Raw genomic sequence first — 12890 nt, 5'->3', positions numbered from 1 at the left:
AAAATTGGTTGCGGGAGCCGGATTTGAACCGACGACCTTCGGGTTATGAGCCCGACGAGCTACCATACTGCTCCATCCCGCGTCCGATTGTTGCTGTTAATAACTGTTTAAATTCTGTCATCTAAGAATTGGCTTCGGAAGCTGGATTTAAACCTGCGACTTTCGCCTGTTGTTTATAAAGAGTTGAGCCCGATAAGCTGTTTCTCTTTATAAACACATACAAAAAGTGGTTGCGGGAGCCGGATTTGAACCGACGACCTTCGGGTTATGAGCCCGACGAGCTACCATGCTGCTCCATCCCGCGTCCGATATCTATCTGTATTGCTTTACTATTTTTCTTTAAATTGGTTGCGGGAGCAGGATTTGAACCTACGACCTTCGGGTTATGAGCCCGACGAGCTACCATGCTGCTCCATCCCGCGTCCGTCTTCAAAGCGGGGCAGACTATAACGGCAGTGCCCTTGCAATGCAAGGACGAAGATTGAAAAAGGTGGTGAACGCTTAAATATAAAGCGGGATGGGCGGCATTCATACGATTTACAAATAAGTTGGGGATTTTTCGTCGATTATCTTAGGCCAAGACAGTGACTAAATGGGGCTTTGGCTAATAACTGTTTATCTTTTATGTATCCGAGCAGGTATAATGTCGCTTTGATTTTGACTGCGTACTGATTATCCCATGCTTAATTTTTTTGCCGCCGCCCCTAAGGGCTTTGAATATAGCTTAGCCCAAGAGCTGACAGAATTTGGTGCGACTGAAGTAAAAGAGAGTGTTGCTGGTGTGTATTTCACGGCCTCCTTAGCTTTAGCGTATCGCATTACTTTATGGACACGCTTAGCCAGCCGCATTGTGTTGGTTATCTATAAAGGAAGCTGCGAGTCGGCAGAACAACTCTATAATGCAGCCTATTGTGTCGATTGGCCGGCACACTTTTCCAATAAAAGCACTTTTAGTATCGATTTCCACGGTACGGGTGGTTTTCTTAATAATACCCAGTTTGGCGCCTTGAAGATTAAGGATGCGATTGTCGATCGTTTCCGCGACGATGATATTGAGCGTCCGAATGTGTCTCGCGTTGATGCTGAGTTTAAAGTCGATGCGCATTTCCGTAATGGCGTGATCACGATTGCGATGAACTTCTCGGGTCCATCGCTTCATCAACGTGGCTATCGTTCGACCACAGGTGAAGCGCCATTGAAGGAAAACTTAGCCGCCAACATGCTTGTACGCAGTGGCTGGCAAGCGGCGCCTTCGACCTTGCTCGATCCTTTCTGTGGTAGCGGTACAGTGCTGATTGAAGCGGCGTTAATGGCGGCTGATATTGCCCCTGGTCTGCAACGTAGCCGTTTTGGTTTTGAACATTGGCGTCGCCATGATAAAGCCGTGTGGCAAGAAATTGTTGAAGAAGCGAAAGCGCGTGCTTCATTAGGCGTGAAACGTTGCGAGATTAAATTCTACGGTTCTGATATCGATTCGCGCTTAGTCGCGTTAGCGAAACGTAATGCCGAAAATGCCGGTGTACTGGAGTTAATCGAGTTTAAAGTTGCGGATGCTTTAACGATAACGCCGCCTGCGGAAAGTGGCTATTTGATCACGAACCCACCTTATGGTGAGCGTTTAGGCAATGTGTCTGAGTTATTGCAGCTTTACTATCAGCTGGGCGACAAGTTTAAGAAAGAGTTTGGCGGCTGGAAAGTGGCCATGCTGTGTAGTGATATCGAACTGGTGTCATCGCTAAAGCTTAAAGCCGATAAACAAATGAAGATGTTTAACGGCGCGCTTGAATGTGCTTTTAACATCTATACCTTACATGCCAACAGTACTCGCCGTGATACGCCAGTGCTACCAGATGGCGTCGACATTGCCGATATTGCCCCAGCTTTTGCTAACCGCATTAAGAAGAATGCCAAGTTATTAGAGAAATGGGCGAAGAAAGAAGGCATCGACAGCTATCGTATTTACGATGCCGACATTCCTGAATATAACGTCGCAGTAGATAAGTATTTAGATTACGTGATTATTCAAGAGTATATGGCGCCAGCGACCATACCTGAAGCCGTGACTAAGCGCCGTTTAAGCGATGTGTTATTAGCCCTGCCGTCGGCTATTGGCATCAATCCTAACAAGATGATCATGAAGACCCGTGAGCGTCAAAAGGGCACGAGTCAATATCAAAAGCTGGATGAGCGTAAGTTAGAGCTTATCACTACCGAATATGGCGCTAAGTTCAAGTTGAACTTAACCGGTTATTTGGATACTGGTTTGTTCCTCGATCACAGATTGACACGTCGTTTAGTCGGTCAAAAGTCTAAAGGTCGCCGCGTACTGAACTTGTTCTCTTACACAGGTTCAGCTTCTGTACACGCAGCGCTTGGCGGTGCTAAGTCGGTAACGACGGTAGATATGTCCAATACTTATATCGCTTGGGCGAAGGACAACTTTGCGCTCAATGGCCTGCAAGGTAAGCAGTATGAGTTTGTTCAATCTGACTGCATGCAGTGGATTAGGGATTGTAATGAACAGTACGATCTGATCTTTATCGATCCGCCGACCTTCTCAAACTCTAAGCGCATGGAAGATTCGTTTGATGTGCAACGGGATCATGTGAACTTACTGGCATCGTTAGTGAAACTGCTCAGCCCAACGGGCGAGCTTGTGTTCTCTAACAATAAACGTAAGTTTAAGATGGACATAGAGACGCTGACAAAGATGAACATTAATGTGACGAACATTGATGATGTGACTTTGCCTATGGACTACAAACGTAATCCACATATCCATAATACCTGGCTTATTACCCATGCCTGAGTTGACTCAAGCAGAGTGGGATAATAGGTCTTATCTGCTATATCACACCGATGGCTGCCATCTGTGTGAACTGGCCGCGGCGTTACTGGACGCGGCCGACATTGGCTATCAGGCCATAGATATATGTGACGATGAATACCTCGCGCAGCGTTATGGCGTATCGATTCCAGTGCTTAAAGCTTGGGATGATAGAGAATTACATTGGCCATTTAACGCAACGCAATTACAAGAGTTTACAGGAGCTTAGTTTGAGTCTGGTTCGTATCAATAGTGGCTCTTTAGCCTATGGTTACACTCCGTTGTTACAAAAAGCGGATTTTACTATTCAACGCGGCGAGCGCGTGTGTATTGTTGGCCGTAACGGTGCCGGCAAGTCGAGTTTATTAAAAGTGTTATCCGGCGATGTGCTGCTGGATGAAGGCGAGTTCAACATTGCCGGTAATGTGAGTGTTAGTCGTTTACAGCAAGATCCGCCAAAAGCTGAGCAAGGCACGGTATACGCGTATATCGCCGCAGGATTAAAGGAAGTGGGTGAGGCGCTTGAGCGTTATCATCAACTGTCCCACGATGTCGCCCATGCCGATCCAGAGCAAATGGATCGTATGTTAAATGAGATGCAAGGTCTGCAAGAAACCTTAGATCACTATAATGGTTGGCAGCTCGATTCGCGCATTCAACAAAACTGCGAGTTGTTAGGCCTCGACCCTGACAAATCGTTGAGCGAGTTATCCGGTGGTTGGCAGCGTAAAGTGGCGTTAGCCAGAGCACTGGTCAGCGAGCCAGATCTGTTGTTACTCGATGAGCCTACCAACCATTTAGACATAGACACGATTGAATGGCTTGAAAAGTTTTTACTTGATTATCAAGGTGCTATCGTCTTTATCAGTCACGATAGGGGCTTTATTGCCCGTATGGCGACGCGGATTGTCGATTTAGACCGTGGTGTTGTGACCTCATGGCCGGGCAACTATCAAATGTATCTTGATGGTAAGCAAGAATGGCTGCGCGTTGAAGCTGAGAAAAATGCCTTGTTTGACAAGCGTCTCGCCGATGAAGAAGTGTGGATCCGTCAAGGCGTTAAAGCCAGACGTACCCGTAATGAAGGCAGAGTGCGCGCACTTAAAGCGCTACGTGATGAGCGCAGTGAGCGTTTGAACCGTCAAGGCAATGCTAAGATGGCGGTATCGGATACCGAACGTTCTGGTAAGTTAGTATTTGATGTTCAAGATCTTAACTTCAATCTGCCCGATAAAAATCTGGTTAAGAACTTTAATACCACAGTGATCCGCGGTGACCGCATTGCGTTGATTGGCCCGAACGGCTGTGGTAAATCGACCTTGATCAAACTATTAATCGAAAAGCTACAACCGCAATCGGGCGAAATTAAAGTCGGCACTAAGCTCGAAATTGCTTATTTCGACCAATATCGTGAAGCCTTAGATCCTGAGCAAACTGTTGAAGATAACGTCGGCGAAGGTAAAAAGACCATCACGATTAATGGCCAAGACCGCCACATATTAAGTTATTTGCAAGACTTTTTGTTCTCGCCTATGCGCGCCAGAACGCCAGTAAAAGCGCTGTCGGGTGGTGAAAAAAACCGTCTGTTACTGGCTAAGCTCTTAATTCGCCCTGCAAACTTAATCATACTCGACGAACCGACCAACGATCTTGATATTGAGACCCTAGAATTGTTAGAGTCGCTGCTAACTGAATATCAAGGCACACTTTTGTTGGTGAGCCATGATAGGGCATTTATCGATAATACCGTCACCAGTAGTTGGTGGTATGCGGGTAATGGCCATTGGAGCGAGTATGTTGGTGGTTATCAAGACGCAGTGAATCAGGGGGCAAAGTTTTATTCTGAGGAACCTAGTTCGCAAAAAGCGGTCGAAGCTCCAGCGGTTGAAACTAAAGCCGTTGAAGTTAAGGCTGCAGAACCTGCGAAAGCGGTAAAAAAACTGTCGTATAAGTTACAGCGTGAGTTAGAGTCGTTACCCACTGTGATGGAGCAATTAGAGGCCGATATTCTTGCATTGCAGACCACCATTGGACATTCAGACTTTTATAGTCAGGCGCAGGATAAAGTCAATCAGGTATTGAGCCAGTTGGCGGATAAAGAAAAGCAATTGGAAGTTTGCTTCGAGCGATGGGAAGAGCTTGAGTCACTGAAGTAAACCAATAATAAAAATGGGAATAGAATTAATGAAGTTACAGTTGGATAAAGCCCTTTCCTTGGTTGCCTTAGGTGTCCTTGGTGTATTAAACAGTGCCCATGCTGCACCTGTCTATGAAATCGTTAATATCGATAGTTATGATCTGCAAGGTACGCTTGAAGGTACTCGTAACGGCTATGCTCTAGGCGTGAATGCCAATGATCAGTTAGTCGGTATCTCAAAGGGTAAGAAAAAGCTCAGTAGTTCAGATGTCGAAGGTGGCGTCATTGATGTTGCTGATGGTATCGCACCGGAAGAAACCATTACGTATTCGATAGAAAAAGCCATCATTGCCAATAACTTTGCCTTTGTTGCCGCGCAAAATGGTGCCGCGGGAGCCTGGTTACCGACATTCGACAGCATTAATGGTACTACACCCCCAAGTGATACTGCTGTGATTAACTCTGTTGATACCTTTTATTACGGTATTAACGATGCAGGTATCAAAGTGGGTAGCATGACTGCGCCTGAAAAGAAAACAGAGAATACAGCAACTACTGATGTCGCTGATGATTATTGGTATTACCGCGACTATGAATATCGCGGTGTGGCCAAGTCCGGTGACACAGAGATCCCGCTCCCCCCTCCTTATACGCAATATGTTAAAGATGATAAAACGGTTGAGTTGGGCGGGTGGTCTGCTGCAACCTCCATTAATAACAATAACTTAGCTGCAGGTTATGCCAGCACAGCTATCAGTAAATATGGTAGTGATAGAGTTAATTATTGTTTAGGTACGGATAATACCTTGCCGTTGGATATTTGTGTGCAACGTGAGCAATACCCAAATAGTACAGGTACACGTAATATTCAGTATCAAACTCGTGCCTATGTATGGCAAATCGATAATGATACGGCTACAGGAACAGAGTTGCCTTTAGGATTAACGCCTGCGACTGACAATACCTTGACCTTTACCGCTCAAGCACTTGGCTTGAATAACAATGGTGTCGTTGTTGGTCGTTCGCATGTTTATCGTAATAACAACACTGATAAGCTGCGTCAAGATGCAGCTTATTGGTCTAAAGATACTGAAGGTAAATACCAATACCACTGGATCCCTATGGGTGATTCGATTTCAAGCTCTATCGCCTATGATGTTAACGACAGTGGGATTCTTGTTGGTAGCTATCGCAGCTATATCCAAGGTTACTTACGTGATAAATTTTTCGTCTTTGATACCAATACCCCGGAAGTTGCCTATGTGACCCCGAATGATTTTGCTTCAACGACAACGGATCTTTCGAGTAAGCCAAAAGATATTAACAATAAAGGTCAAGTTGTTGGTTATATTGAGACAACATACGATAAAGAGAAGCCACGTCCTAAAGCGGGTTTCCTATATGAGAAATCAACCGGTGAGTTTAACAATCTTAATAAGTTGTTGACCTGTGAGTCTAAGGGTTATGAAAAAGCCAGTGATGGTAGCTGGGCACGTCACCAAGTCGAAGTTCAAGATGGCTCGGGTAAAATCCTTCAATATAACGCCGATATTTTAGTGGTTGAAGGTTCGAGTATTAATGAAGATGGCACTATTGTAGGGACGGCGTTTATCCGTAAACCTTCTTATCAATTTGATAAAGATGGCAACATAGTGATTGGTGAAAATGGTTTACCTTTATTTGAGTTGAGTGGCAGTGGCGATCCAGTGACTGCCTATATCCCGCGTATGGTCGTACTTAAACCTGCTAGCAGTGGTGAGGCTTGCACCGTAGAGGATAATACCGATACGGGTAATTTTGAGCGTTCTGGTGCTGCAACCTTAGCTTGGTTATTTGCTTTACCATTAGTGTGGTTCCGTCGTCGAATTCGCTAAGTTTTAAGCTTGAATTCAGACTAAAAAAATCGAGGCAAAATGCCTCGATTTTTTTCGCTAGGATCTCAATAGTTTAATAAATAGTCAGTATAATAGCCGATTTTTTGATTGATCTTGGCGTCAAAAAGCACTATTTCTATGTGTGAAGCTTTTGCTTCTATTTTATGTAGAACAGAGGACGCTTGCATGAAAAGACAAAAACGAGATCGTTTAGACAGAGCTTTTTCAAAAGGATTCCAAGCTGGTGTGGGTGGGCGCTCTAAGGAGCTCTGTCCTTATGCAAATCTTGATTCGCGATCGCAGTGGTTAGGCGGTTGGCGTGAAGGTGTGGATGGCCGAGTTAATGGGCTATTTAATAAATAATTGAGTTTTAACTCATTAATTAAATAGTCCAGAACAAGCAAAGTAATGCAGCATATTGCCCTCAGATGAGGGCATTTTTATATCTGCAGTACTTATAGCTTCAGTGTCTTGGCGTCAGACGGATTAGAATGTAGAGGTATCGCTAAAGACACCGACTTTTAGATCGGTTGCACTGTAGATTTGACGGCCATCCACTTCTAGGATTGCATCGGCAATACCCATCACCAGTTTACGGTGAATGGTACGCTTGATATTGAGCTTGTAAGTGACTTTCTTCGCGCCTGGTAATACTTGGCCGGTAAACTTCACTTCACCTACACCCAGTGCACGTCCTTTACCTTCAGCGCCTTCCCAGCCTAAATAGAAGCCCACGAGTTGCCACATGGCATCTAGGCCTAAACAGCCTGGCATTACGGGATCGGTAATGAAGTGGCAGTCAAAAAACCATAAGTCTGGATTAATATCGAGTTCAGCGACAATTTCACCTTTGCCAAACTCGCCGCCATTATCATTGATAGTGACGATTCTATCCATCATCAGCATGTTATCGACAGGCAGACGAGGTGAATTTGGACCAAATAATTTCCCATGGCCACAGGCGATGAGTTCTTCTTTATTGAAACTGTTTGCTTTATTCATTGTTTTACTACTCCAGCAATAAGAGCCGCCAAGGTTAGCGAACACGTGTAAGCTAAACAACTCCGATCAGCTAATTAGCGGCGAAAAAATCCCAATTTTGCGAGTAATCTCGTGATTAGGCCGATTTCCTCCTCCCCATTTCCCGCGAGCTTGTCTAATCGTTCCTGCACGAGACCATATAACGAATCATGTGGGAAATCATTATCTTCATCGGCAACACCCGCTGGCATTTGCATTAATAGCTCAACCGCCTGGTCCATATGCTCTATGGCATAGATGTGAAACAGGCCTTTGCCTACAGCTGTAATCACTTTGGGATTGAGATTAAGCTGTAATACGTTTGACTTCGGCATAATAACGCCTTGTTCTCCCGTAAGTCCGCGACGTTCACACAGATTAAAAAAGCCTTCAATCTTCTCGTTGATGCCGCCAATCGCTTGCACATTACCAAATTGATCCAATGCGCCGGTAATCGCCAGTGATTGAATAATGGGTTGTTCGGCAATCGCTGACATCAAACAGCAGTACTCTGCGAGTGATGCACTATCGCCATCAATTTCTTGATAAGACTGTTCGAAAACGATATTGGCATTCAGGTGTAATGGCGCATCTCGTCCAAAGATACGGTACAAACAGGCTGAAAGGATCATCATGCCTTTGGCATGTATATTCCCGCCAAGTTCAGATTTTCTTTCAATATCGGCTACTTCACCATCACCGTAGTGAACAGATGCCGTGATACGCGCTGGTTCACCATAGCTATAATCAATAGCATCAATCACAGTTAAGCCATTGATCTGGCCAACCATAGCACCCGAAGTTGGCAGATTTATGAAATTGTCATCGAAGCTCTGGCCCGAATATTCTTCCGAACTGTTATGACGATAGTTGGCTTGGGTTAACGCGTGCTCAATACTGCTTGCATTGATGCTCGGTTTACCACGATAGGCTTTAGCTTGCATCATGAGCTGGGCGAACTCGAGCATAGATAAACTGAGGCGACGCTGATGTTCGGTTAACCGTGCACTATAGCGAAAGAGTGGCGCTAAGCTTGATTGTTCAAGCGTGACATCCACACTTTGGGCAACTGCTTGCAGCCATGCGACGTATTGTGACTCTTTATAACGGACCAAGTCGATTTCACTGGCAAGTTCCGCTAATAGGGTAAAGTGACGTTGAAATTGCCAATCTTCAGTTCTGACTTGGCTATAAATCATCCCAGCACCAACCAGGACTATCTTACAGTTCAATGGAATAGGACTTAAGTTATTGCTAATTTGATACTCTTTATGGGTGAGGATTTGCATCACTAACTCCCATAAACCTTCACGTTTCCACAGTGACTCGGCGCAAATAAACACATAATGGCATTGGGCTAGGGCACCAGCTTGATACTGACTCGTTGTTCCTGTTTGCGCCATACGGCCAATTAAATCTGCACGGCGAATATTGCCACTCAGGTAGCGATAGTGAGTTGTTTTCTCGGCAATACTTCCTTGATTTTCCTGCGGCTTATCGGACTGCCACTGAAATGTTACCGCCTTATCAATCGGACGTGTCGCCACTAAATACGCAGGGGACAAAGGTGCAAGGCTATCGATACAGGCTTTGATCATTAACTGGCGGTCAATGCTCGGGAAATCGGCCAGATACAAGTGTTGATCGACAATAGCTTGGTGGAGTTTAAACGCGTCCACAGTGCGCTCCTGCCCTAAGAGCAATGCGCTTAGATTGGCAGCCGTTTCGGAAAGGGTTGGCAGGCTAAATTCAGGTGCGAGTGAAGACGTGGGTATCAAGAGTGAATTCATATAAGCATTTACCGTGAAAAGTTACAGTGATTTTACCATACCAAGACGACAAGTCTCTCACTGTATAGGTGTTTTTACGTCTGTTTGCCCGATTATTCGTTGAAACTAGCGATGTATTTGCCGTAAAAAACATCTTGGTGAACATAAGTTGAGCATTTGGCTCAATAATTAAAAATTGAGGTTTACAAGCTAGCGGTATGCTTATATTATTTTCGGCGTTAGGAGGGGTGGCAGAGTGGTTTAATGCACCGGTCTTGAAAACCGGCGTGGGTTTATAGCCCACCCAGGGTTCAAATCCCTGCTCCTCCGCCATATTTAGTCAAAATGCCGCTAAGCAATTAGCGGCATTTTGCATTTATACAGCTTGAACCCTTGGGTTCCTGATTTTACAAGAAAGGCCATCAGCAATGATGGCCTTTCTTGTTTGTATAATTTGAACCAAGGTTCCTCATTCTAAGCTCAGCTCCTCCGCCATTTTGTATTTATACAGTTTGAACCCTTGGGTTCCTGATTTTAAGCGCAGCTCCTGCGCCATATTTTACGAGAAAGGCCATCAGCAATGATGGCCTTTTTTGTTTGTATAATTTGAACCAAGGTTCCTCATTCTAAGCTCAGCTCCTCCGTCATATTTAGTCAAAAAGCCGCTAAGCAATTAGCGGCCTTTTGCATTTATACAGTTTGAACCCTTGGGTTCTTGATTTGAGGCACGGCTCATCCGCGATTTTCACGAGAAAGGCATCAGCAATGATGGCCTTTTTTGTTTATATAATTTGAACCAAGGTTGCTTATTCTAAGTTCTGCTTCAGGAAGGAGAGATTGTCTTTTATGTCCGCTCTTCTTGTTTATGGTCTACACTCATCTCAGTGGCCAAGTTAATGGTTTTTATGGTCTTTAAAATCTGCACTAGGATGGTGCGACGTATGATTCTCGATTGTCTTGGATCATACGGCCGAGCAATTCTCCCATCTGGGTGACTTATTTTAAGTAGAGAAAGCTATGTTGTTACCAACACGTATTTCGCAGCGGCTCACTATGGGCAGCATAGTGCTGCTTTTACTGACCGGACTTGCCGTTTTTGGTGTGATGTCACTTAGGGGGCAACCTCGAGTAGTGGCGGCGAGTCAAGAGTTAATCGAGCAAACCGGTAGCAGTATCGTGAGGCAACTCGCGCTCAAGCTTGCAAGCATTGAGGGCATTACCTTAAGCCTTGCACACCTCGCAGAAGTGTTACCCCACGAGCAAGCTCTTTACCTTAATTCCTTACCCAATCTAATTGATAATAATGGCGATCTCACTATCGCTGGCGGCGGGATCTGGCCTGAGCCGGATAAATTTGTCGCTGGAAGCGCCCGCCATAGTTTTTTCTGGGCCCGTGGTAGCGATAATTTACTGGCTTATTCAGATGACTATAATGCGCAATCTGGTCCTGGCTATCACAATGATCCTTGGTATACCGGGGCACGCACAAGTTCTGTATCTCAGTGTTTATGGTCTGAAGCCTATCAGGATACCGTTACGAAAGTGGCGATGGTGACATGCAGTGTGCCATATCATCTGACGGGGACATTTGCCGGGGTCGCAACAATAGATTTGAAACTTGATGATTTAGCAAAATTTCTAACAGAACATGGCAATGTAACTGACGGTTATGCTTTTGCTTTAGATCAAGCGGGTAATATCTTACATTTTCCTGAAGCGAATAAGTCCGACACTATGCTGCGCTTCACGGATCTCGTCGGGCAGTTACCTTGGCTTGCCCCCGTTGAAGCTGCGCTTAAAAAAACCTCAATTAATAACGTTATTTCAGTGAGTTTAGATAAGGATGGAAGACTCAATCAGGCGAGCGAGGTAAGCCTTTTTGTGATGCCTGATACCGGATGGGTGATTGGTCTTGTGACGCCAAAGACCCGAGTCACAGGGCTTGCCCGTGAGCTGACCTTTGATATTTTGTTGTTTTTATTACCCTTGCTCGCCATTTTACTTTATTTGGCTTGGTTGTCGGGTAAAAAACTGTTGGCGCAACTTGAGGAAACCACAGATCAAATTGCTTCCCTTGGGAGCGGTAATTTGGGTGCCAATGTCGAGCTGCAAATTCAGCGGGATGATGAAATTGGCGCTTTGCGTCGAGCAGTAAATACCTATGCGGGTACACTGAGAGCAATGTTAGATTTGATCACCCAAGAGGCGAAGAAAGTTCAGTTTGAGGCAACGCAATTAAGTGGTCTTAGCCATAGGTTAGCCCAACGTGCTGAACAACAGCGGCTTGAGAGTGCACAGTTAGCTGCGGCGATAACACAAATGTCTTCAAGCGCGATGGAAGTGGCAAATAACACTAATGATTGCGCTGCAACAGCGCAATCTTCTTTAATTGTGGTGCGGGAAGGGCAAACCCGAGTGGCATCCAGCAATGCTTCCATTGAGGTATTAGCGGGGGAAATCGCCAATGCGACCAAGGTGATATCCCAGTTGGCTCAAGATAGCCAGAAAGTGGGCGCCGTATTAGATGTGATCAAGGCGATTTCTGAGCAAACTAATCTATTAGCGTTAAATGCGGCTATAGAAGCAGCAAGGGCGGGGGATCAGGGTCGTGGTTTTGCGGTTGTTGCCGATGAAGTACGAACTCTTGCGGGGCGAACTCAAGATTCCGCCAATGAAATCAGTACCATGATTAACGCTTTGCAATCGGCTTCGCGGCTTGCGGTACAAGCGATGCAAACAGGTGAGTCCCGCACTGTCCACGCAGTTGCTGAGGCTGAGGGAGCGGCCAGTTCTTTATCGAGTACTGTACAAAGTTTCGATGATATTTCGCAGCGAGCTCAGCAAATTGCTTTAGCCGCTCAGCAACAAAGCCAAGTGACTCAGGAGATCAATGAGTTGGCGGTGCGGATTAATAGTATCAGTGAAGATAACTCACTCGATGCGACCGCGCTCGATGCGTTAAGCCTTGAGATGCAAAAATTATCCGACCGTTTAATCAACATCAATCGAGCTTAATCCTAATATGCTTATTAATAGTGGGTTGTGGGCCACCCTGAAGTGGCGCTTCAACCGACAAGGGACTCAAAGATAAGTTAAAGAACGCGATATTTTTAAGCGGATTGGATGTAGATTGACCATGTAGATTGCTTTTTTAAATTAAGGGTTTACAGCGGAGTAGGAGATAGCTATTATCTCGCTCGTTCGGAGGGGTGGCAGAGTGGTTTAATGCACCGGTCTTGAAAACCGGCGTGGGTTTATAGCCC

Annotated in this window: 8 protein-coding genes and 4 tRNA genes; 7 read left to right on the top strand and 5 right to left on the bottom strand. The window is 45.3% G+C overall.

What is annotated here, in order from left to right:
- Positions 1 to 5 precede the first annotated feature (5 nt).
- From BM607_RS07520 to BM607_RS07510, 3 genes are all read right to left on the bottom strand, one after another.
- Positions 6 to 82 (bottom strand) — tRNA-Met (locus BM607_RS07520).
- Between the two features lie 145 nt (positions 83 to 227).
- Positions 228 to 304: transfer RNA gene (locus BM607_RS07515), tRNA-Met, on the bottom strand.
- A 41-nt stretch (positions 305 to 345) separates the two neighbouring features.
- Positions 346 to 422, bottom strand: a tRNA-Met gene (locus BM607_RS07510).
- A gap of 257 nt (positions 423 to 679) precedes the next feature.
- Between BM607_RS07510 and rlmKL the strand changes: the two genes are divergently transcribed.
- The 5 genes from rlmKL (at position 680) to rmf (ending at position 7201) form a co-directional block, all read left to right on the top strand.
- Positions 680 to 2809, top strand: a complete 2130-nt coding sequence (gene rlmKL / locus BM607_RS07505; protein ID WP_071939326.1) for a bifunctional 23S rRNA (guanine(2069)-N(7))-methyltransferase RlmK/23S rRNA (guanine(2445)-N(2))-methyltransferase RlmL — start codon at positions 680 to 682, stop codon at positions 2807 to 2809.
- Positions 2802 to 3056, top strand: a complete 255-nt coding sequence (locus BM607_RS07500; RefSeq protein WP_071939327.1) for a glutaredoxin family protein — start codon at positions 2802 to 2804, stop codon at positions 3054 to 3056. Before rlmKL ends, BM607_RS07500 begins: the two co-directional genes overlap by 8 nt.
- Before the next feature lies 1 nt (position 3057).
- Positions 3058 to 4983: an ABC transporter ATP-binding protein gene (locus BM607_RS07495; RefSeq protein WP_006082076.1), complete on the top strand. Its 1926-nt coding sequence runs from the start codon at positions 3058 to 3060 to the stop codon at positions 4981 to 4983.
- Positions 4984 to 5011: 28 nt separating this feature from the next.
- The gene (locus tag BM607_RS07490; protein WP_071939328.1) at positions 5012 to 6838 is read left to right on the top strand and encodes a DUF3466 family protein; all 1827 of its coding nucleotides are present in this window, start codon (positions 5012 to 5014) and stop codon (positions 6836 to 6838) included.
- Between the two features lie 186 nt (positions 6839 to 7024).
- Positions 7025 to 7201: a ribosome modulation factor gene (rmf, locus tag BM607_RS07485; RefSeq protein WP_006082074.1), complete on the top strand. Its 177-nt coding sequence runs from the start codon at positions 7025 to 7027 to the stop codon at positions 7199 to 7201.
- A gap of 123 nt (positions 7202 to 7324) precedes the next feature.
- Here the strand turns inward: rmf and fabA are convergent, their stop codons facing one another.
- The gene (gene fabA / locus BM607_RS07480) at positions 7325 to 7840 is read right to left on the bottom strand and encodes a bifunctional 3-hydroxydecanoyl-ACP dehydratase/trans-2-decenoyl-ACP isomerase (RefSeq protein ID WP_006082073.1); all 516 of its coding nucleotides are present in this window, start codon (positions 7838 to 7840) and stop codon (positions 7325 to 7327) included.
- A 74-nt stretch (positions 7841 to 7914) separates the two neighbouring features.
- Positions 7915 to 9648, bottom strand: a complete 1734-nt coding sequence (locus BM607_RS07475) for an AAA family ATPase (RefSeq protein ID WP_071939329.1) — start codon at positions 9646 to 9648, stop codon at positions 7915 to 7917.
- Between the two features lie 221 nt (positions 9649 to 9869).
- On the opposite strand from BM607_RS07475, the gene BM607_RS07470 reads away from it, so the two are divergent.
- A tRNA-Ser gene (locus BM607_RS07470) sits at positions 9870 to 9960 on the top strand.
- Between the two features lie 684 nt (positions 9961 to 10644).
- Positions 10645 to 12642, top strand: coding sequence for a methyl-accepting chemotaxis protein (locus BM607_RS07465; protein ID WP_071939330.1), 1998 nt, complete (start codon positions 10645 to 10647; stop codon positions 12640 to 12642).
- Positions 12643 to 12890 lie beyond the last annotated feature (248 nt).

The sequence above is a fragment of the Shewanella sp. SACH genome, assembly GCF_001887095.2.
In the GTDB taxonomy this organism is placed as follows: Bacteria; Pseudomonadota; Gammaproteobacteria; order Enterobacterales; family Shewanellaceae; genus Shewanella; species Shewanella baltica.
Note: the sequence above shows the minus strand (reverse complement) of the source record. Positions and strands in the feature narration are given on the sequence as shown.